Annotated in this window: 17 protein-coding genes, 3 tRNA genes and 1 pseudogene; 15 read left to right on the forward strand and 6 right to left on the reverse strand. The window is 30.9% G+C overall.

All coding sequences use genetic code 11. The features are described 5' to 3' along the window. The first annotated feature begins 177 nt into the window (after positions 1-177). Complete coding sequence (locus tag WG951_RS02075; protein WP_105048559.1) at positions 178-717, forward strand: 1-acyl-sn-glycerol-3-phosphate acyltransferase; 540 nt, start codon at positions 178-180, stop codon at positions 715-717. A 147-nt stretch (positions 718-864) separates the two neighbouring features. Here the strand turns inward: WG951_RS02075 and pepT are convergent, their stop codons facing one another. The 6 genes from pepT to WG951_RS02105 all read right to left on the reverse strand — a co-directional run bounded on the left by pepT (position 865) and on the right by WG951_RS02105 (position 7998). Continuing rightward, positions 865-2106, reverse strand: coding sequence for a peptidase T (pepT, locus tag WG951_RS02080; protein WP_105048560.1), 1242 nt, complete (start codon positions 2104-2106; stop codon positions 865-867). A gap of 1 nt (position 2107) precedes the next feature. Beyond that, positions 2108-2665: a hypothetical protein gene (locus tag WG951_RS02085; RefSeq protein WP_105048561.1), complete on the reverse strand. Its 558-nt coding sequence runs from the start codon at positions 2663-2665 to the stop codon at positions 2108-2110. A gap of 372 nt (positions 2666-3037) precedes the next feature. Beyond that, positions 3038-4453, reverse strand: a complete 1416-nt coding sequence (locus WG951_RS02090) for a COG3014 family protein (RefSeq protein ID WP_105048562.1) — start codon at positions 4451-4453, stop codon at positions 3038-3040. Between the two features lie 68 nt (positions 4454-4521). Continuing rightward, on the reverse strand, positions 4522-5109 hold the full coding sequence (locus WG951_RS02095; RefSeq protein WP_105048563.1) for a penicillin-binding protein activator LpoB: 588 nt from the start codon (positions 5107-5109) through the stop codon (positions 4522-4524). Positions 5110-5145: 36 nt separating this feature from the next. Next, positions 5146-5574, reverse strand: a complete 429-nt coding sequence (locus tag WG951_RS02100) for a hypothetical protein (RefSeq protein ID WP_105048564.1) — start codon at positions 5572-5574, stop codon at positions 5146-5148. An 84-nt stretch (positions 5575-5658) separates the two neighbouring features. Next, positions 5659-7998 (reverse strand): outer membrane beta-barrel protein, encoded by a 2340-nt coding sequence (locus WG951_RS02105; protein ID WP_245893486.1) that lies wholly within the window; start codon positions 7996-7998, stop codon positions 5659-5661. Positions 7999-8525: 527 nt separating this feature from the next. Between WG951_RS02105 and WG951_RS02110 the strand changes: the two genes are divergently transcribed. The 14 genes and pseudogenes from WG951_RS02110 (at position 8526) to WG951_RS02175 (ending at position 21950) form a co-directional block, all read left to right on the forward strand. Continuing rightward, positions 8526-8825, forward strand: a complete 300-nt coding sequence (locus WG951_RS02110) for a putative quinol monooxygenase (RefSeq protein WP_105048566.1) — start codon at positions 8526-8528, stop codon at positions 8823-8825. A 169-nt stretch (positions 8826-8994) separates the two neighbouring features. Further along, complete coding sequence (locus WG951_RS02115) at positions 8995-9939, forward strand: aldo/keto reductase (protein WP_105048567.1); 945 nt, start codon at positions 8995-8997, stop codon at positions 9937-9939. 18 nt (positions 9940-9957) lie between these two features. Continuing rightward, on the forward strand, positions 9958-10752 hold the full coding sequence (locus tag WG951_RS02120; protein WP_105048568.1) for an SDR family NAD(P)-dependent oxidoreductase: 795 nt from the start codon (positions 9958-9960) through the stop codon (positions 10750-10752). Positions 10753-11009: 257 nt separating this feature from the next. Beyond that, positions 11010-12341, forward strand: a complete 1332-nt coding sequence (locus tag WG951_RS02125; protein WP_245893487.1) for a BCCT family transporter — start codon at positions 11010-11012, stop codon at positions 12339-12341. Between the two features lie 424 nt (positions 12342-12765). Further along, a pseudogene (locus WG951_RS02130) lies at positions 12766-13773 on the forward strand (zinc-binding alcohol dehydrogenase family protein). A gap of 279 nt (positions 13774-14052) precedes the next feature. Continuing rightward, positions 14053-14526, forward strand: a complete 474-nt coding sequence (locus WG951_RS02135) for a cupin domain-containing protein (RefSeq protein WP_105048570.1) — start codon at positions 14053-14055, stop codon at positions 14524-14526. 224 nt (positions 14527-14750) lie between these two features. Further along, positions 14751-15869: an L-dopachrome tautomerase-related protein gene (locus WG951_RS02140; protein ID WP_105048571.1), complete on the forward strand. Its 1119-nt coding sequence runs from the start codon at positions 14751-14753 to the stop codon at positions 15867-15869. A gap of 247 nt (positions 15870-16116) precedes the next feature. Continuing rightward, the gene (locus WG951_RS02145) at positions 16117-17070 is read left to right on the forward strand and encodes a 2OG-Fe(II) oxygenase (RefSeq protein ID WP_105048572.1); all 954 of its coding nucleotides are present in this window, start codon (positions 16117-16119) and stop codon (positions 17068-17070) included. Positions 17071-17257: 187 nt separating this feature from the next. Then, positions 17258-18070: an SDR family NAD(P)-dependent oxidoreductase gene (locus WG951_RS02150; protein WP_105048573.1), complete on the forward strand. Its 813-nt coding sequence runs from the start codon at positions 17258-17260 to the stop codon at positions 18068-18070. Between the two features lie 206 nt (positions 18071-18276). Further along, a tRNA-Thr gene (locus tag WG951_RS02155) sits at positions 18277-18350 on the forward strand. A gap of 57 nt (positions 18351-18407) precedes the next feature. Then, positions 18408-18489 (forward strand) — tRNA-Tyr (locus WG951_RS02160). 132 nt (positions 18490-18621) lie between these two features. Next, positions 18622-18703: transfer RNA gene (locus WG951_RS02165), tRNA-Tyr, on the forward strand. 530 nt (positions 18704-19233) lie between these two features. After that, complete coding sequence (locus WG951_RS02170) at positions 19234-21081, forward strand: polysaccharide lyase (RefSeq protein WP_105048574.1); 1848 nt, start codon at positions 19234-19236, stop codon at positions 21079-21081. A gap of 413 nt (positions 21082-21494) precedes the next feature. Beyond that, a complete protein-coding gene (locus WG951_RS02175) occupies positions 21495-21950 on the forward strand; it encodes a restriction endonuclease subunit S (RefSeq protein WP_105048575.1) in 456 nt (151 codons plus the stop codon). The last annotated feature ends 5 nt before the right edge of the window (positions 21951-21955 follow it).

Consider the following 21955-nt stretch of genomic DNA (forward strand, 5'->3'; position numbering starts at 1 on the left):
ATATTATAGCCCTTTAATCTTTATCAATATTTGAAAACGGGTATTTTTAACGTTTTTTAAAGTGTTTTTGTTCACCTCTTTTATTTAAAAATTAACGATTCTTTGTGTCTAAAGTTTATTTAATTCTATCAAGAGAGCTAATTAATGCTTAATTTCGTACTTTGATGAAAGAATAGAATGAAAGCAATTGCAAAATTTATATTATTTACACTTTTAGGTTGGAGATTAGAAAACGATTTTCCTCAACAACCTAAAAAATACGTAGTTATTGCTGCTCCTCATACCAGTTGGCTAGATTTTCCTATTGCCATATTGTCTAGAATGGCTTCTGGTACCATGATTCATTTTATTGGAAAAGCATCCCTTTTTAAAGGGATTTTTGGTTCTTTCTTTCGGGTTTTAGGAGGTACGCCTGTAGATAGAACAAAAAGCAATAATATGGTAGATGCCGTTATTGACATTTTTAATAAAAAAGAAGAGTTTAGATTGGGAATTTCTCCTGAAGGAACTAGAAAGAAAGTTGACAAATGGAAAACGGGTTTCTATTATATAGCAAAAGGAGCTAAGGTTCCCGTTGTTATGGCAACCTTAGACTTTAAAAATAAAAAAATAAAAATTTCTGAACCTTATTACACAACAGAGAGTAAAGAAGCTGATTTTGAGGTATTTCACTCTTTTTTTAAAGGTGTAAAAGGGAAAAATCCTGAATTATTTTAAAACATTAGGATTACATTATAAAAAAGCTTAGTTTTGTGTTTGTAAACAAAATTGTCTAATCGAGATTAGGGGCTCTATTAGTTATGAGTTTGCATAAATAGTATCATGCTATGATATGAGTCTTCAGGATACTGAAGACTCTTTTTTTTATACAAACTTTTTAGAAACTTTTTCTGCAATACCAATAATTACTTCGGTTGCTTTTACCATAGATTCTACAGGTACATACTCATATCTACCATGAAAATTATGTCCGCCAGCAAAAATATTAGGACAAGGCAAACCTTTATAAGATAATTGAGAACCATCTGTACCACCTCTTATTGCTTTAATTAAAGGTGTAATTTCTAAATCTTTCATAACTTCTTCTGCAATATCTACAATATGCATTACAGGCGTTATTTTTTCTTTCATATTAAAGTATTGGTCTTTAATACTTACTTTAACAAGTTCTTGATTGTATTTTTCATTAAAATCTAGGGCAATTTTTTGCATTAAATTTTTTCTTTTTTCAAATAAATCTAAATCATGATCTCTAACAATGTACTCTAAAACAGTTTCTTCTACATTACCGTTAATATCATGTAAATGAAAGAAACCTTCATAACCAGCTGTTTTTTCAGGAACTTCATTTGCAGGAAGTGCAGCCATATATTCATTTGCAATTAAAATAGAATTGATCATTTTTCCTTTTGCATAACCTGGATGTACAATTTTTCCTGTAATCGTCACTTTTGCTCCTGCTGCATTAAAGTTTTCATATTCTAGCTCACCAATCTGACTTCCATCCATAGTATAAGCCCATTCTGCACCAAATTTAGCAACATCAAATAAATGAGCTCCTTTACCAACTTCTTCATCTGGTGTAAAGCAAATTCTAATTTTACCGTGTTTAATTTCTGGATGCTGAATTAGGTATTCCATAGCAGTTACAATTTCTGTAATACCTGCTTTGTCATCGGCCCCTAAAAGAGTAGTACCATCTGTAGTAATTAGTGTTTGCCCTTTGTATTGTAATAAATCATCAAAGTAATCTGGAGATAAAACAATGTTTTTTTCTTCATTTAAAACAATTACATTTCCTTGATAGTTTTCTACAATTTGAGGTTTTACATTTTTTCCTGTAAAATCTGGACTTGTATCTATATGTGCAACAAAACCAATGGTTGGTACTTCGTAATCTAAATTACTTGGCAACGTTGCCATGATGTAGCAATTGTCATCTAAATCTACATCTTTCATACCAATTTGTTTCAATTCCTCCACTAAAACATGTGCTAAATCCCATTGTTTTTCGGTACTCGGAAAAGCAGGATTATTTGGGTCTGATTCTGTATCTATGGTAACGTATTTTATAAATCTGTCTGTAATATGTTTTTTTTCAATCATTTTATTGAATTATTTTAATTTTTTCTATGAGTGCAAATGCATTGCACAACCTTGTGTTTACAACAGAGTCTCCGTAAACTTCTGCCTTGGCAAGTATAAAATTTTGTTTATTAAGTTTGATAAATAAAAGGCAAACCTGATAATCAAAAGCTCCCTTTTTTCCTTTAGAAATGGTGTAATAAGAAGGTTTTTCTAAGAAAGAAGTCTCTTCAGATTTTACTTGAATAAGATTTTTTGATAAATTTTCTTGCTCTTGTTTTAATTTAAAAGAGGTATCAAAATTAATATTTTTCTGAACATAAGTGACATCCAATAACAGAGATTCTGTTAATTGTTTTGTGGTGTCTGCGGTGTAAATAGAAGACTGTAGTGTATCATAATATAAATTTGTTTTCCATGTTTTTGGTATTTCTATAGAAAACAAGTTTTTAACATCTTTTACTACTTCTAAATTTTTATAATTAATTGGTTTACAATTAAAACGCTTGCTGATTTCAGATTGCTGTGAACAAGAATAGAATAGAAATATAGCTGTAAAAATGACTAAAATATTCTTCATAAAACTATTTGAGTATTATTTTAGTAGCGTAGAAACGATCTATTTGATATTTTCTTTTTTTGTTTGAAAGAATCATTTTTAAACTAAGTTTTACTTACTTCTGTTTGGCTTTTTAAGAATACTGTTAAATGAACTAAAAAGTCAATTTATAGCCTTTATATTCTTACTGCAAGTTAACAAGAATATTGTAAAAATAAGGATAAAGTTTAAAATTCTCTTTCTTTTTATTTTTCCTTTTTACAATACCAAGACAATCAATTTTTTATATTTAATTTTTAATAATTTTCTTAGAATAGATAAATACAAACAACGGTGTACCGAGTTAAATAAACTAAGAATAGATGATAAATAGCAGTAAGTCAATGTCTATTTTTAACGACTGAAAGACTGGAGCGTGATGATTTTTTTAAATTGGATCCCTTTTCCTCCTTGAACCTTAATTTTTTCTTCTTGGGTAGTTCCATCCGTAGTTTTTAAAAGAACAGAAATGGTGTTTTCTCCTTTTTTTAATGGAATTCTGGCATAATAAATTGCATTGGGTAAACTCTGCCAATTACGTGTATCTGCATGTTCTGACATGGCATTAAAAATACCTAATACAGCACCTAAATCTTTATTCTGATCTCTTAAAAGTGATTCTGATAATTTTTTAGTTCCTAATCGAATAGCAGTTTTACCAATTTCTCTTAAAGTTCTATCCTTTAAAGTTTTAAAAGCAATGTCTTCATAATTTTGTACCATTTGTAAGCTACCAATTTTAGTACTATCTTTTAAAATAGTTGCTCCAGAAAAATAAGGAGTTCTTGCAATGTATTTAGGAAAAGCAACATTAAAAATATTGATATCAGAAAACGACTGTTTTTTATTATAATCGTTACTAATCGGAATTGGTAATTTTAAATCTAACTCTTTATTATAAATAGAAACAATACCATCTGTTTTACCTGGCAAAACCGTAAAACTAAAGAAATTTTGTTCTTTAAATGGCACCAAACCGTTTTCCCAAAAAAGAATTAATTCGCCTTCTGTAGTTGTTTTATTTATTTGGTGAGTAATACCAAATATGTTTTCATATCTGTGTAATTCATTTATAAACCCCAAAGAAGCAGCAGTACGTAACACATCTTTTTTAAGCTGTTCGGGTAGGGGAGTTCCCATAAAAGATCCTTTATTAGCCAAATATAAATCTGCCGCATTTCGATACGAAATAAAGGCATTATTTACATCACCAGAAGCCTCGTATAAAAAACCTTGTAAGTTTAACGCAAAAGCATCCGAACTATATCTGTTTTTTTTCCCTTCAGGATATTTGTCATTAAGCTGTTGTAACTGAAGATTAATTCTTTTTGCTTCTACCAGAGCATCATCTGGTTTTTGTAGAAAAATATAATTTAATGCTTTGTAATAATGAATCGCAATTTTTTCAAAATCTTCACCTGTATACGTTTCTTTCTCGGGATTTAAAAGGACTCCTAAAACAGCATTACCAACGGCTCTTTTGTTTTCTTCTATAAAAAAATCGGCCTTATTTAAAAAGGTATTACTTAATTCGTAGTTCTCATTTAAGTAAGCAATTTTTCCTTTTTCTAAAAAGTAGAGCAGCGAATTTCTATTCTTTTTTAAGAAAGAATTTTTATCAATATCGTTTAACGCTTTTTCTATATTTCCTTGTTGCAGCGCTGCTTGAAATTTTTGACTCTTCGTATTATAAGAAGCGCAACTGCTAAAAAATAAGAAAACGATAAAGAAAGAAATGCAGTATGCAATTTTTAGAGATGCTTTTTTCATGTAAAAATGAGCGGCTATCGTATAAGAAATGGCTTTCCTAAAAAATTAGGAAAACCATTTAAACAGTCTTAGTTTTTAATAAACTTTTTAATTTTCTTATCGCCAATCCAAACTTTTTCGTTTGTTTGAATATTGGTAAGCTCTAAATCTATTTGATAATAGGTAACTTTTTGTCTTTTATGAGCATCTACAATTGAGTTGATATTACCTTGTAACATAAAATCGGCACCTGTTTCTAAACCAAATTTTTTCATGGTAGAAAGAGACGAATTGTCTTGTTGATCTGCACGTTCTGCTCTTAATTCTTCCCTCATTTCTCCACCAGAAACTATTCTAGCTACTTGTCTTTTTATAAACGCTTTTTCTATGTCTTTTGTAAACGTTTCTGCCTCTATATGCTCATGAGATTTATTTCTAACCAAACCAACAATTAAAACTGGTTTTTTACCACCATTTGCTTGCATATAATCGGTTAGCCAATCGCCGTTTAATATTTCTGCGGTTAACTCTTCTGCAGCCAATCTAGAATCGGTATCATTCCATCTACCACTTACATCTATTTGTGTATCAGTATCTACACGAATTACTTTTCTAGCACAAGAACCTAAGGTTAATGCACTTATAATTAAACCTATAATAACAAATTGTTTTCTCATCTTTTTATAAAATATATTTTTTTTTAATATGTAAAGTTAATCAAAAATCAAATACCCTAATAGCCCTAAATTTAATAAAGAATTGCTATTTAAATAACCATTATTAAATCGGTTATATCTGTAATTATTAGAAAAACCATTATAACCACTATGGTAATATGTAGCAGGGTTTTTAGCACGTTCTAAACGTTCTTGATGTCTCCACAACGGACGTTGAGATCTAAAATATTTTCTTAGTTCTTTACGTTGCCTTTTTGCTTCCATAGGATCTATAGCGGTGTACGTTTCTTGTACCGTAGTACCTTGTAATAAGGTTATAGAATTCACCTCGTTTGCTGCAGTATATTTTTGTAAACTAGTTTGATAGTTCGGATTTTGATCCGCTAACAAAGCTACTGATTGCTGTGCCATTCCTATAAAACCAACAAATGTAATAAGGACGACTGTTAAAATTTTGGTTTTCATTGTATCTGTTTTTATATTGATAATAGTCCAAATACTGTGCCAATACTTACAAAAGGATATGGTTTTTTTTAGGCAATTAATATTTTAAAACTTATAGCTATATCCCAATCGTATTACTTGCGATTCTGAATAATTGGCACTTGTATAACTAAATACATCTCCAGTAATTTCTGTTTTTACTACCATAGTATTTAAAAGGTCGGTTGCATTTAAGAAAATTTCTCCCTTGCCTTTTTGTATGTTCTTTTTAATACCAAAATCTAAAGAAAATCGAGACTTTATTTTTCCTTGCGGAATAATATCAGCTGCTAAATATACTGCACTCAATTGTGCGTTTACTTTATTAGAAAGTTGTAGGGTGTTATTTATTTTTAAACTCCCTGAAGCAATGGCTTGTTGGGCGGCAAAAAAGGTATTGGGTTTTGGGTATAAATTTTCAACTGAAAAAGCATTAATTTGATTTCGATAAAGGTTTCCATTAATATTCATAGAGTACCAATCTGTAAGATCTTGTTCGTAAACCATTTCTAAGCCTGAGTTATAACTTTTTCCTGCATTTTGAAAAATGGCGTAAAGTATATTACTTGTACCATCTGTAGAAGAAATTCTAGTAATAGTACCATCTGCAAAACGATGATATAAGGCTGTATACAAGCTTCCTTTTTTCCAATTGGTTTTATAACCTAATTCAATAAGGTTGGTAAATTGCGGACGCAATCCTGGGTTTCCTACTTTAATCAATTCTGCATCATCATATTTTGGGAAAATACGGATATCTACTTCATTTGGTCTGTCTACACGACGATTGTAAAACAAAGAAACCTTATTGTTTTCATTCATTTTATAGGCAAATCGCATATTTGGGAAAGGTTCTGTATAATTGTATCCGTCGCTAGAGTATGTGTTGTGATCTGGATTTACAAGGTAATTTAAATCGACATATTCTAAACGCAAGCCAATTTCTGCTTCATATTTTTCGTTTTCAAAACTATAATTTCCATACACAGCAGGAATTAATTCTTTGTATTCTGCCCAACCACCAGCACCTGCATCAATTGGTGAGTTTTGTCCTTGAAAAAAATCCATATTAATAGGTATGTTTCGTTTTCTTAGTTTAATTCCGGTTTCGAACTTACCATGTTTTAGCGGTTTTATATAATCAATATTAAAATCATAAACTTGTTCATCAGAAAGCAATACAAAAGAGTCTAAACCTGTAAAAGTGGGACGTATGTTTTCGAAAAAATATTTTTCATCTTCTCTATGAAACGTGTAGTTAAAACCGATGTTTAATAAACGGCCTGCTTCTTCAAATTTATGCTGATAACTGGCAGTTGCCATAATGGTTGTTTTAACTTCATCTTCTAAAAACCTCCATAAATACAAGCGTTCATTGTTTTTATCAACAAAAGGTTCATCGCCATTATCAATAATAACTTCACTTCCAAATAACCCAGAAATTGTTAAAGAATTCTGGTCATCGATACTCCAATCTAAACCAGATTTTAGAGTTGTAAATTTAGTATCTCTATTCCTTTTGGTTTGTCTGTTAATAATTGTGCCATCATCATAAACCCGATTAACAAATTCATTTTTATTCAAGGTTTCTGTGTACAAATAATCGCCTTGAAAAAATAGATTTACCTTATTTTTTCTATAATTAAGCGATAAAGACGGATTAATTTTTGGTGTAAACGTGTACTGTGGTCTAATGTCTGGTAAATTTGCTTTGCGCTCCCATAACGATCCTAGACCGCCTGTAAAACCAACTTTACCATTAAAACCTTGTACTTTATTTTTCTTGAAAATAATATTGATGATTCCTGCATTTCCATTGGCGTCATATTTTGCTGAAGGATTGTTAATAATTTCAATTTTTTCTATAGCTGAAGCTGGAATATTATCCAACCCAGTTTGATTTCCAAAACCAGTTAAGGCAGTTTGTTTGCCATCAATTAGTACGGTAACCTTATCATTACCTCTTAATTGTACTTTTCCTTCTTGCAGTGTAACACTCGGTAGATTTTGCATTGCTTGTAAAACAGAGCCTCCATTCTGACTAATATTGTCTTTTAAAGAATAGGTTTTCTTATCCATTTTAGAGCTAATTTCATCTTGTGCAGATGTTACCACAATTTCATCAAGAGAAATACTATCCTCTGAAAGTTCAATGGTTTTAATGTCTAAAAATTTAGAAAGACGACCTACATAAATAGTTTGTGCTTTGGTTTTAAACCCAATAATAGACACTTCTAAAATGTAGTTTCCGGGTTTTATATTATCAATACTAAAACGCCCTAGATCATTGGTTGCAGTACCGGTAATAAAAGCATTTTCTTTTACAGTCTTTAACAGAATATTTGCATAAGGAATGGTTTGTTGTGTTTCTTTTTCTTTTACAATTCCAGAAATGGTAATATCCATTTGAGAAAAAAGTTGGGAAGAAAAAAAGCTAATAACAAGAAGTAAAATGACTTTTCTAAACATTTATTTTTTTATGCAATATTAATTATAAATTCTTTAGATGAGATTTATTAATTAACATAAATCGTATTGCTTATAATATATGCATTGATCTTTTTTTTTTAAATAAAAGTGTAATTGTAATGGTTGAAAATGAATCTCTTATGAAGCCAATAAAAATTTACTGCCTTTGTGGTGTTTCTACATTATTTACCTTCAAAACCTTTATTTAAAAAATGTTTTTACCACGTCGCTTTTTCTAAAGCTTTAAATATTTACTTGTATTTAAAAAGGTTTTAAGACTTACTTTATTAGTGTTGTGTTTTAGTTTTATAATAATTTTATAGAAAATCGAATAAAAAGTAATTTATCATCCGCTTTTTTTGCGGATTAACCTTTAAATATACATTATTATCCGTTTTATATACATAGAGAAGATTGTCTTATCTCTGTAACTTTGCATAGAAAATAATAAAATATATACTATTATGAAAAAATCATATTTGACTATAATTGCAAGAATTGTTGTAAAAGAAGAGCATAGAGCCTTTGTGAAAGCTGAATTATTAAAGTTATTAGATGTAACAAGAGCTGAAGAAGGTAATATTAGTTATGACTTACATCAAGATAATGAAAATCCAAATTTATTTTTATTCCATGAAAAATGGATAAACCGCGAGTTGTGGCAAAAACATATGGGTAATAAATATTTAGCTCATTATTTAAAAGTAACAGAAGGTAAAGTTGATGAGTTCATTCTAAATGAAATGACAGAAATAGTCAATTAGATAAAAAACGCATCTTAAAAAAAAGAAAATAGGTAGACCTTAGATCAAATTAATTAAGTTATTAGATGAATTAATTTAGGACAATATGTACCATAAATAGTATTTTTTTATACCAAGGACTATTTATGATGTTATAAGATCTTTGTAACTATAAATTAAAGAAAATAACATGAAAAAAGTAAACATAGGAAAAACAGATTTAGAAGTATCTCGCATAAATTTTGGTGGTAATGTTTTTGGTTGGACTTTAGACGAAAAACAATCTTTCGATATTTTAGATGCTTTTACAGGAGCAGGATTCAATTTTATAGATACAGCAGATACTTACAGTTGGTGGGTAAATGGTGTTGGAGGACAATCTGAAGAGATTATAGGTAAATGGATGAAAGCACGTGGAAACAGAGACCAAATAGTTGTTGCAACAAAGGTAGGTTCAGAAACCAAAGAACACCCCAATGATATTAGTAAAAAACACATTTTAAAATCGGTTGACGAGTCTTTAAAACGTCTTAAAACTGATTATATTGATTTGTATTACACGCATTTTGATGATAACGTAACTCCTGTTGAAGAAACTTTATCTGCTTATGACGAAGTTATAAAAGCAGGAAAAGTGCGTCATATTGCTGCTTCAAATTTATCACCAGAACGTTTATTAGAGTCTTTTAAAGTTTCCGAAGAAAACAACCTACCTAAATATGTAGCTTTACAACCTCATTATAATTTGGTAGAACGTGAAAATTATGAATCTAAATATGCAGATATTGTAGATAAATATGGATTAAGTGTAATGACGTATTATTCTTTAGCAAGCGGATTTTTAACTGGTAAATATAGGTCAGAATCTGATTTAGGTAAAAGTGTACGAGGTGAAGGAGCAAAACAGTATTTAAATACAAAAGGGTTGGCTATTATCAACGCATTAGATACTATATCAGCAAAACATAGTAGCAAACCAGCAACGGTGGCTTTGGCTTGGTTATTAGCACAACCGCATATTGCTGCGCCAATTGTAAGTGCTACAAGTGAACACCAGTTACAAACTTTATTTGATGCCCCAAAATTGAATTTGGATGCTGAAGATTTAGGTTTATTGGAGGAAGCTAGTAAATAATTAGATATTTTAAAGTAAATGGACTTAAAAATAAAAGGTAAAGTGGCATTAATTAGCGGTTCTACTGCTGGTATAGGCTATGCAACTGCAGAACGTTTTTTAAACGAAGGCGCTACGGTTATTATTAACGGTAGAACAAAAGATAGAGTAAATACTGCTGTAGCTCGGTTAAAAGCAAGTACTAAAAACAATAATGTTTCTGGTGTTGTTGCCGATTTTTCTAAGGTAGCCGATATTAATAGACTACTAAAAGAAGTGCCAGAAGTAGATGTTTTGGTAAACAATACGGGTATTTTTGAACCTAAGGCCTTTGCCGATATTAACGATGAAGATTGGTATCACTTTTTTGAAGTGAATGTAATGAGTGGTATTCGTTTAGCACGACACTATTTCCCTAAAATGTTGAAGAAAAATTGGGGGCGAATCATCTTTATTTCTAGTGAATCTGCTGTATTTATTCCAGATGAAATGATTCATTATGGAATGACAAAAACCGCACAATTAGCAATTAGTAGAGGCTTAGCAGAATTAACAAAAGGCACAAATGTTACCGTTAATTCTATTTTACCTGGTCCAACAAAATCTGAAGGTGTAACGGGGTTTATTAAAGATTTAGCAAAAGCAGAAGGTATATCCGAAGAAAAGGTTGAAACAGATTTCTTTAAAAATATGCGTCCAACTTCTCTATTAGAGCGTTTTGCTTCTGTAGATGAGATTGCAAATACTATTGTATATTATTCTAGTGATTTAGCTTCTGCGACTAATGGAGCGGCTATTAGGGTAGAAGGAGGGTTAATTCGTTCTATACTATAAAATCATTGTTTTAAGTAAAAACAAATAGGGATTAGAATTTAAATTCTAATCCCTATTTTTGAATAAATCAAAATACCTTTAATGTTAAAATATATTCAGAAACACTTCATTTTATCAATATCAGTAAGCATCATATTTGCGTGTACTTTGATTGTGTTTTTTGCTACGGAAGCTAGTTATAATGCTATTAAATTGCTTCTTTATGGGTAAGAAACTATTTTGGGTACTTTTATCTGTATTTAGGTTTTGGTTGTGTTTTGGCATTATTGGTAATTGCTTTTTCAAAATATGGACGAATAAAACTCGGAAAATCATCGTCTAAACCAGAATATTCTTTATGGTCTTGGACTGCTATGTTATATAGTGCAGGAATGGGATCTGGGATTTTATTAAGAGCAGTGAAAGAGCCTGTTTTTATGCAACAAAATCCGCCTTTTACTTCTGGTTTATCTGCACAAACCGTCGCTTTAGAGTTTACGTTTTATCAATGGGGGTTTACAGCTTGGGCGTTTTATGGACTTTTTGCAGTAATTGTTGGTTATGCATTACACGTTAAGAAAAAGGAGGTAAAAATTAGTGCGACTATAGAAGACGATGTTAAAAGCAAGACCTTAAAAAACAGTGTAGATGTTATAACTATTATAACGACTGTCTTTGGTTTAGTGGCTGCAATCGGATTAGGAACAACGCAGATTAATGGTGGTTTAAATCATATTTCAAACCAAGATTTTGGACTAATAACTACAATTTTGCTATGTGTGTTTATTTCTACTGTGGCTTGTTATTCTGCTTGGCAAGGTGTTAATAAAGGAATTAAAATATTCTCGAACCTAAATATCATTGTCACTTTTGCCATCTTATTGTTTATCTTTTTTACTAGTGATGTAAAACAAATATTAATAGCATTTTTTACGTCTACATATCATTATATAATCGATTTTGTACCCATGAGTTTAGCGCTTGGCGATTATAATCCTGGTTTAGAATTCTTAACCGGTTGGACCTTTTACTATTGGGCATTTTGGTTAGCATGGGCACCATTTACGGGTATATTTATTGCGCGTATTTCTAAAGGTCGTACCATTAGACAACTGCTATTGGGTGTTTTAATCATTCCGTCTTTAGGCACTTTTTTTTGGTTTTCTGTTTTTGGAACGTCTGCCTTTCAATTAATAGAACATTGGGGGACATACAATAATGAATTTAGCAACGTGTTTTCTTCCATTTTTGTATTCTTTGAACATTATCCGTTTGCGACATTTTTAAATATAACTTCAATTATATTATTGATCAGCTTTTTAATTACTTCTGTAGATTCGGCAGTATTTGTATTAAGTATGTTTACAGATAAAGGCGCTAAAAATCCAAGCAAAGCACATCGTGTTATCTGGTCTATTTTTATTTTATTAGCAACAATAGCTTTAGTATTGTTGGGTAATATTAAGGCTGATATCAATGTTTTAGAAGCAGTACAACGTTTACTAATAATCACGTCTTTACCGTTCTCTTTCTTTATCATAGTTATGTTGATTATTTTTGTTAAAGATCTTAGGGAAAACAAAGCAATACCTCGTAAAATAAAGCAGTAATTACTGTAACTTTTTAGTCCTTTTTTTTTTGATTAATATATAAACAATAAAAGTATGGATGTGTTTCATCAATCCAACTTATTTTCTACAGACCAAGTCGTAAAAACAGTATTTGATTTACATGTGCAAATAATTGGAAACATAAAATTCCTAAAACAGTAAAACGTATGCTACCAAGAATTAACCTAACTTTTAGATGGGTTCAATAAATAATAATTGGTATTATTAAAGGGTTAATTAGGATTTAAAAGTATTAATAGTTGATAGTAATTCCGTTTTTCAATGTAATATAAGAAATATTTATGCTTTTTAGATGGTAAAACCATTAATTATACCTAATTCACCTTTTTTTATACTTTAATATACCTGTGTTGTCGTATTACCTTTGTCTGAAATTAAGAACTCATTATAAAAACATATAAAAATGAAAGCAATAGGATATAAAGAGAATCTTCCAATTGAAGATAAAAATTCATTACAAGACATAGAATTAAATACGCCAAAAGCTACTGGAAAAGATATTTTAGTAGAAATTAAAGCCATTTCTGTAAATCCAGCAGATTACAAAGTACGTGCAGGAATGCCAGTAGAAGGTGACGATTGGAAAGTTATTGGTTGGGACGCAACAGGAGTTGTAAAAGAAGTTGGTGACGATGTTTCTTTGTTTAAAGTTGGTGACGAAGTTTGGTATGCAGGAGATTTTACACGTCAAGGAAGTTATGCACAATACCAAGTTGTAGACGAACGTATTGTTGGTAAAAAACCATCTAGTTTGTCGTATTCGGAAGCTGCAGCTTTACCGTTAACAACACTTACAGCTTATGAAATGTTGTTTGATAGATTACAAGTTGCAAAAGAGGATGCTAGCAAATCCATTCTAGTTATTGGTGCCGCTGGTGGTGTTGGTTCTATATTAGTACAATTAGCTAAAAAGTTAACAAAACTGAATATTATTGGTACAGCTTCTCGTGAAGAAACTACAGATTGGTTAAAAGAATTGGGTGCAGACTCGGTTATTAACCACAGAAACAAATTAAGTGAAGAGTTTGAGAAATACAACCTTCCTGCGCCAGATTATGTAGTGAGTTTAAACGGAACGGAGCAACACGCAGATGAGATCGTTAAACTAATTAAACCACAAGGTAAATTCGGATTTATTGACGATCCCAAAACGTTTAATATTATGCCATTTAAATTAAAATCGGTTTCAACACATTAGGAATTTATGTTCACACGATCTATGTTTCAAACCGAAGATATGATAGAGCAGCACCATATTTTAAACAAAGTTTCTAGTTTAATTGATAACGGAACCATTAAAACCACTTTAGGTGAAAACTTCGGAATTATCAATGCAGAAAACCTTCGTAAAGCACATGCTTTCTTAGAGACAGGAAAAGCAAAAGGCAAAATAGTTTTAGAAGGGTTTTAATCTTTTCAGGAAGTAAAACATAAATAGAATTGTCACTTCGAGTGAATTTTGAGGCACGAGAAATTTGTATCGAAAAGCTTATATAAAATTGAATGATCAATAAAATGACACTTCGAGTGTTTTTATAGAAATACAGTCAAAATAAAAATAATTGTCACTTCGAGTGAATTTCGAGGTACGAGAAATTAATATCGAGAAGCTTAACTAAAACAAAAGTTCTCGATACAAAATTCTGAAAAAGAATTTCACTCGAACTGACAAAAAATAAACACTAAAAAAATGAATTTCAAATCCATTATAGCCGCATTAGCAGTAACAGCAATATTTGTCAATAATACAGCAAATGCGCAAGTCACCACCAAAGATTCTATTGCCACTTCAAAAGTGCAGCATTTCAATTTTGACGATTTGGAATCAGAAACTATTGGAGAAGGGATCCAACGTAAATGGTTTCATGGTGAAAAAGGACAAATGACCATTTTCAATTTAGAAAAAGGAGCGCATATTCCTTGGCATCACCATCCAAACGAGCAGATTACATACATCATGTCAGGTAAAGTAAAAATTAAAACTATTATTGATGGTAAAGAAACGTTTGTAGAAGTTGCAGCAGGAGAAGTTATTGTGTTTCCAGAAAATGTACCACATGAATTTTGGGCTTTAGAAGAAACCGTAGATTTAGATGTACATGTTCCTGTGCGTGAAGATTGGTTATCTAAAGAGTTACCAGAGTATTTAAAAAAGAGCAAGTAAAATTTTAAAAGATGGTCACTTCCAGTGCATTTTAAGGTAGGAGAAATTCATATCGAGAAGTCTAGATAAAGCTGAATTTTAAATAATATGTCACTTCGAGTGTTTTTATTGAAATGCAATGAAAATAAAAATGTATCGAGAAGTTTATTAACTCTAAAAGTTCTCGATACAAAATTCTGAAAAAGAATTTCACTCGAACTGACAAGAAATAAATAATACAAAACATGAATTTCAAATCTATAATTACATCCTTCAGTTTTACAATAGTGTTTGCCATTTATACTATAAATTCACAAAATACAATAGGTGAAACCGAAGTTTTTACAACAACAAATCAAGCAGTTGGTAATATTACATTTACAGATACTGGCGATTTAGTATATAGTCATCATCCTTTTTTCTCACCAGAAAACAGAGTCATGATCATGGATGCTAAAACAAAAACAAGCAAACCGTTTCCTAATAAAGCGTGGAATACACCAAGAACTACCGACGATAATTACTTAAGTAATGTTTTAGGAATTAGAAATGATGAAAACGGAATTGTTTGGATGCTAGATATGGCGCAACGTGATCATGTAACGCCTAAAATAGTGGGTTGGAACACAAAAACCAATCAGTTAGAACGTATTTATTATTTACCAAAATCGGTAGTACCAAAGCATGCACAACCCAATGATATGGTGGTAGATACTAAAAACGGTTATTTTATAATTGCAGATGAAGGTATTGGAAATGGGGGAGACGGGACCAATGCAGCGTTTATTATTGTGGATATGAAAACAGGTAAAACGCGCAGATTATTAGAAGGTACACGCACAACATTACCAGAAAATACGCCAACAGTAATTAACGGTAAACATTTAGCGGTTAATGGTACGGATTTATTAGTCGGAAATGACGGAATTACTGCAGATGCTAATTTTGAATACATTTATTATGGTCCGTTAAACGGTACTAAAATTTACAGAATTAAAACGTTAGATTTAGTAAATGAAGATTTTACGGTAACAGAATTAGATGGCAAAATTGAAACTTATTCCGAAAAACCAAACAATGGAGGAATGAGTATTGATATCGCTGGTAATATTTACTTAACAGCATTAGAAACCAATAGTGTAGCGGTAGTTTTAGCAAAAGATAAAAGCGTAAAAACCATGGTAAAAGATGCTAATATGGTTTGGCCAGATGGTGTAAGCTACAATCATGTAGATGGTTATATGTATGTATCAGCCGCACAAGTAAACAAAGGCGCTGTTTTTAATGATGGCAAAGATTTATCTACAAAACCATTTTACATTTTCAGATTTAAACCAATTACAAAAGGCGTTTCTTTTAGATAATATAAGTCTTGATTAATAACCCCCAATTATTAATAGAAAGCAAGAAAAAGCCACAAATTTAAAGTGGCTTTTTCTATTTGTAGAATGTTTAATTTTATAAAAATCGAATTATGCCAAGAACTATTGTAGTTAGATTAGTTGTTCTAAAATTATTCATAAACCGATTCATTCATAGAAAAACAAACAAAAATGTATACAAAACCAAAATATCCTATTGCGGCAGTTTTTGGTAAAAAATATAGAAACAATGACAAATAAAAATATACTCGCACAAGCTCGTGCACTTGCTTTACCTTCTCGTGAAGCCTCGTTAAATCGTGAAGCTTCAGTTTCACAATTTTGGAATAGTAACCGAGATTTACTCGAAGAGGCATGGGTAGAATGGGAAATTGAAAACAAAGACAACATCCTAATTCCTGATGAAACGCTACTAGATCCACGATTACAAAAGGCCATTAAAGATGCTTGGGAAAACCCAGAAAAAGAATCTGCTGTTGCCGATTTATGGGAAGAAATTATTCCAGGTGTTTATGTGGCACAGTTTTTTAACCCTGAACGCTTAGCGGATTTTCGTAACTATTTAGAAGCTGTAGTAAATTCACAAATTCCTAAACGAGCACCATACGGAATACAATTGAATCGTTATGGAATTATGCTTGATCCGCGCTCAGAAGGCTATCTTGCAGCTCCTAATTTTCAGGCATTTTATAACGATATTATGGACCGCTATATGCGTCCGATTGCACGTTTGTTATTATGTACTTATGGTTATGACAACCAAACATTTGGTTTTTCTATTCAGTACAATCCAGATAAAGATAAGGATTTACATGCCCATACCGATGCCTCGGCTGCTACCTTAAATATTAATATGAATTTACCTGATGAAGCATTTACAGGTTCGCAAGTTGATTTCTACGATAAAACCACAGGGAAAACGGTGCAAACTACTTTTGAAGCAGGGAAAGCAATAATTCACAGAGGTGATGTTGCACATGCTACGCACCCGATTATTAGCGGGCAACGTAGTAATTTGGTTGTGTGGTTATACGGAGACCGTATGCAAATTCCAAGAGGAGGAGCAAGTAGCTACGGTAGTGTTGATAACTCAGCATCTAACGTTGTTACATCAGAAAACATTAGTGCTCGTGAGCGTTGGAGTGTGCCTAAGAGTCCCAAAGATACCTTTGCACCTTTTTAAAAAGACTAAAAATCGTTTATCTTACTCTATTTAACTGTGTTATATCTAAGAATAGTGGCAAAACTAGTATCAGAATTTTATAGTAGGATTCAAAAAAACAAGAAGATGTCACCTTGTGTATCGTTGAGGATAAAAAGACCTTTCGAATGTGCTCAAGGTGATATCAGAATAAAAAAAATAAAATAGTATGAGTAAAACAATAATAGTAACAGGAAGTACAGACGGTATTGGAAAGTTAACCGCTTTCAACTTGGCAGAAAAAGGACATATGGTTTATGTACACGGAAGAAATGAAGCAAAAGTAGACGCGGTTGTTTCAGAAATAAAAACAACAACAAACAATCAGAGCATTCATGGTTTGGTAGCAGATTTTTCGGATTTAGAAGCTGTTTCAAAATTAGCAGCACAGATTAAAAAGGACATTCCTAAAATAGATATACTAATCAATAATGCAGGAATTTTTAAAACGAAAGAGGTTCAGAATAAAAACGGATTAGACATTAGAATAGTGGTAAATTACTTAGCACCTTATGTGTTAACGAATGCCATATTAGAAAACATAAAACAATCCGAAGCACCCAGAATTATCAATTTAAGTTCTGCGGCACAAGCACCAGTTTCTGAAGCTGTTTTAATAGGGAAGGAGCAAGATTCAGCAAATAGCACCTATGCACAAAGTAAATTAGCATTAACCATGTGGAGCTTTCATTTAGCGAAACAAGAGCCTAAAATTACGGTTATAGCAGTTAATCCTGGTTCATTATTAAACACGAAGATGGCTAATGAAGCTTATGGACAACATTGGTCTCCTGCAGAAAAAGGAGTGGATATCTTATTAGATTTAGCATTGTCTGATGACTATAAAAATGATTCAGGTAAGTATTTTGATAATGATAAAGGGGATCCAAAAGGTTATTTTGCACCAGCGCATCCAGACGCTTATGATACACGAAAAAGACAACATTTATTACAAATAACAGATGCACTAATTGGTGTATAAGGTTTTACGAGTTTTTAGTAAAATATGTTTTTTTACAATTTTCATTAAAATTACTGAAAATCAAGTGTTTGAAAAACAACCAACTTCTACCCAATATACAGTCTAAACAAAAAGTTGAAAAAAAATATAATTTTTTAAGTTGATTTATTAAAACTTTGTATATTCGCAAGCCATTAGAAATAATGGGTTGTTTTTTACAACAAAAAGCCGATGTAGCTCAGCTGGCTAGAGCAGCTGATTTGTAATCAGCAGGTCGTGGGTTCGAGTCCCTCCATCGGCTCTAAAAAACAACAAATTACGAAAGTAATTTAGAGGTTCATTAAAATAGTAAATTACAGGGGAGATACTCAAGCGGCCAACGAGGACGGACTGTAACTCCGTTGACTACGTCTTCGCAGGTTCGAATCCTGCTCTCCCCACAATTTACTCTTTAATGATATTGTTTATAAGTACTTCTAAATTAATATTTGTAATATATAAAGCCTACCATCGGTTTTAAAAATAATAAATTACGCCAGTAATTTAGAAGTTCATTAAAATAGTAAATTACAGGGGAGATACTCAAGCGGCCAACGAGGACGGACTGTAACTCCGTTGACTACGTCTTCGCAGGTTCGAATCCTGCTCTCCCCACAATTTACCTATTTAATGAAATTAGAAACTAAATGCGTTACTTTACATTTAATTTTCAATCATCTTACACGACGTATTTTATTGTCTTCAAAACTTATTTTTAATAAAAAAAATAGCTAATTACCAGTTTTTAGACCTCTAAAAATGGAAATAAATTTTTATTTTTTTATTGCCAACCATTTTAGCTATTATATACTAGACTAATAATAGCTGTCTTTTTAAACAAGAAAATAATCTAGAGAGTTTCGAGTTTTTTTATAGTATTTGTAGATACAGTAATATTATCTTTTTTTGTTTAATAAATTTAACTAATTAGCTGTTTAATAGGTTTTTAAAATTGTTTAAATAAAGTTTTCATATATATATCAAAATTAAAAAAGTAAAATCATAAGCTCTATTTGAAATTAATTATTTTTGTAAAATACTGGTCTAAAAAATTAAAAACTATTTTTTACAAATAACCTAACTACAGTCCAAACTTAAAAATAGTAAAAACCAGACTAATAACTATCAACTAACTTTAACTTATTATGAAAGAAAAAATTTCAATTGCGGTAATAACCTTTGGTTTGTTACTATTTACAGTAACAAATGCAAACGCTCAAACAGTAGATGTATACCAAAATAATTTAAATGATTTAACTACAGGTCTATATAACCAAGATCAAATAAAAGAGGCCTTAGCGGTTTCTTTCTGCAAAGGTGCAGATGAAGGTCGTGTGTCTATAGTTAGCTTAGAAAATCAAGGCAATTCTTTAAAGGTGAACTATCCAAAAGGAAAAGTAAAAACAGGAGAAAGCGGTATACATACGAAAGTATATTTTAATGATGGTAAGGAGCATGACGAATTATATTTTAGTTATAAGATTTATTTTCCATCAGATTTTGAATTTAGAGCGGGCGGAAAACTACCAGGTTTATCTTATCAAACTAGAGAAAAAAACATGTCCTTACGTTTAATGTGGCGTAATAATGGGCTTATAGAAACTTATGTTCATTATAATACAAAACCAACCAGACCAGGATACAAAGCATCTATTAATTGGAGCTTATTAGACCCTATTATAGAGCCTAATAATGAGCCGCAAGAAGATCAAGTTAAGTTTACTAAGGGTACTTGGCAACATGTAGAAATGTATTACAAACTGAATACACCAGGTAAAAAAGATGGTATAATGAAAGGTTGGTTAAATGGTAAATTAGCCTTAAACATTACAAATGCCGAAGATTACAGACAAGTTGGCGAAGAAGATATCCATATAAATTCATTCTATTTGTCTTCCTTTTTTGGAGGCTCTGATGAAACTTTTCAACCTACTAAAGATGTCTATGCTTATTTTGATGATTTTAAAGTAGCTACAACTAGAATAGGTATGCCTTCGGATACAGAAAATAACAATCAATCTCCAACGGTTTCAATAACTTCTCCAACTAGTACCACTCCAGTAAATGCGGGTAGTAATTTACAAATTAGTGCTTTAGCAAATGATGCTGATGGTGTTATTAGTAAGGTAGAATTTTATAATGGGGCTGCTAAATTAGGAGAAGATAGCTCGTTCCCTTTTAAATATACTTTATCAAATATAGCTGCAGGAACTTATACTTTTAATGTTGTAGCTATAGATGATAAAGGAGCATCAACAAAATCATCAACAGTGCAAGTTACAGTAGATAGTGATGGTAATGCTACTTCAGATTGTAAATTTAACACGCCAAGGGTAAATGCTTTACCAGCTTATGATAACATTACATTTAATACTATTTATGTTTTAGGTTCAGGAGGTCCAGATTCATCAAACATAAAAAAAATTAGAATTAAATGGATTCCTGGTGCAAACGGACTTTATGTTTTTTCTATGAATACAAATAACGGACAACCTTCATCTTATATTGATCTAAGAAATGTAAGTACGGCAAATTTTAATAATGCTCAACCAGATATTACCATTTCAGGTTCTGGTGTAGCAAGACTTGATGATAATTACTGGGTTACAGAAGATGCAGGTAATTTAGTACTGGTTTCTAAATCTGGTACGCATACAATTTACTGTAGTAATAGTAATATAGCACCAAGTTGTAGCGCTTTAAATAAAGAAGCTACATTTTCTAAAAGTACTCTGGAAGAAACTAGTGCAGCAGAAGTTAAAATATATCCAAATCCAGTTGAAGATGGAATTTTACACCTTACAAATATTAGTGCAGATGTATCCAATATTTTAATTTATGATATTTTAGGAAATTTAGTAAAAACTTTATCACCTAGTAGTAGGCCTAAGAAAACATACAAACTTTATATAAGTAATCTTAAAAATGGAACTTACATTTTAGTTATAGAATCTAAGTCTAATAGAATAACTAAACGAATCATTAAAATATAATTTTTTAATTAAAAAGTGGTTAGGACCTTTAATAAAATTAAAAAATAGTTTTTATTAATTTACAAGTATTATTTATAAATAGGAGTCTGTTATATACTATTGTTCAGTATAAGCAGACTCCTTATTAGTTAATATATAAATACCAAAATTATTATTTTTACACCTCTAAAAAAGGAATCAAATTTTATCTTGTTTGTTGTTTGATTTTTTCTAATTTTAAACAAAAAATAAATTGCTTGTTTATAAAACTAATTTATAGACGTTACTAAAAAGCAGTTAGAAAATTACAAAAAAGGAGTAATGCAACAATTGTTTAGTCAGAAATTGCGTTTTAACCAGACGTCATTGCGAGGACAAAGGACGAAGCAATCTCACAAAATGAAACGGATTTTCCTGATTGAGAAGAGAAGAAGTTGGAAAGAATAGCAACAAAAAAATCATCAAATATTTCTGCAAATGCGATAGAAGAAAATTTTGGAGATTATAAATTATATGGAGTTTCTGGCTATATAAAAAGGGTAGATTTTTATAGAGAAAAGGACCAATTTATATCAATAGTAAAAGATAGAGCTGGAGTTGGAAGAACTTTATTGTGCGAATCAAAGTCTTCTGTTTTAGGTGTTTTAGACGAAATTAAGCCAAAAATAAAAGTTAATTTATATTTTTTATACTCTGTTTTAAATAATATCAATTTTAAAAAATATTCAATTGGAAGCAATATTCCACATATTTATTTTAAGGATTATTCAAAAGAAAAAATAAAAATTTCATCCCTAAAAGAACAACAAAAAACAGCTAATTATTTAAGTACTATTTATACAAAAACAGAAAACGTACAAACCACAAATAGAAAAAACACAAGGGTTTAAAAGGA

The sequence above is a fragment of the Polaribacter butkevichii genome, from assembly GCF_038024105.1.
In the GTDB taxonomy this organism is placed as follows: Bacteria; Bacteroidota; Bacteroidia; order Flavobacteriales; family Flavobacteriaceae; genus Polaribacter; species Polaribacter butkevichii.

Bases quoted from the DNA above. Each gene is read 5' to 3' on its own strand.
- WG951_RS02120 (WP_105048568.1), top strand. From the start codon at position 9,958: ATGGACTTAAAAATAAAAGGTAAAGTGGCATTAATTAGCGGTTCTACT.
- WG951_RS02085 (WP_105048561.1), bottom strand. From the start codon at position 2,665: ATGAAGAATATTTTAGTCATTTTTACAGCTATATTTCTATTCTATTCT.
- WG951_RS02110 (WP_105048566.1), top strand. From the start codon at position 8,526: ATGAAAAAATCATATTTGACTATAATTGCAAGAATTGTTGTAAAAGAA.
- WG951_RS02100 (WP_105048564.1), bottom strand. From the start codon at position 5,574: ATGAAAACCAAAATTTTAACAGTCGTCCTTATTACATTTGTTGGTTTT.
- WG951_RS02145 (WP_105048572.1), top strand. From the start codon at position 16,117: ATGACAAATAAAAATATACTCGCACAAGCTCGTGCACTTGCTTTACCT.
- WG951_RS02105 (WP_245893486.1), bottom strand. From the start codon at position 7,998: ATGGATATTACCATTTCTGGAATTGTAAAAGAAAAAGAAACACAACAA.
- WG951_RS02170 (WP_105048574.1), top strand. From the start codon at position 19,234: ATGAAAGAAAAAATTTCAATTGCGGTAATAACCTTTGGTTTGTTACTA.
- WG951_RS02135 (WP_105048570.1), top strand. From the start codon at position 14,053: ATGAATTTCAAATCCATTATAGCCGCATTAGCAGTAACAGCAATATTT.
- WG951_RS02090 (WP_105048562.1), bottom strand. From the start codon at position 4,453: ATGAAAAAAGCATCTCTAAAAATTGCATACTGCATTTCTTTCTTTATC.
- WG951_RS02140 (WP_105048571.1), top strand. From the start codon at position 14,751: ATGAATTTCAAATCTATAATTACATCCTTCAGTTTTACAATAGTGTTT.
- WG951_RS02075 (WP_105048559.1), top strand. From the start codon at position 178: ATGAAAGCAATTGCAAAATTTATATTATTTACACTTTTAGGTTGGAGA.
- WG951_RS02115 (WP_105048567.1), top strand. From the start codon at position 8,995: ATGAAAAAAGTAAACATAGGAAAAACAGATTTAGAAGTATCTCGCATA.
- WG951_RS02095 (WP_105048563.1), bottom strand. From the start codon at position 5,109: ATGAGAAAACAATTTGTTATTATAGGTTTAATTATAAGTGCATTAACC.
- pepT (WP_105048560.1), bottom strand. From the start codon at position 2,106: ATGATTGAAAAAAAACATATTACAGACAGATTTATAAAATACGTTACC.
- WG951_RS02150 (WP_105048573.1), top strand. From the start codon at position 17,258: ATGAGTAAAACAATAATAGTAACAGGAAGTACAGACGGTATTGGAAAG.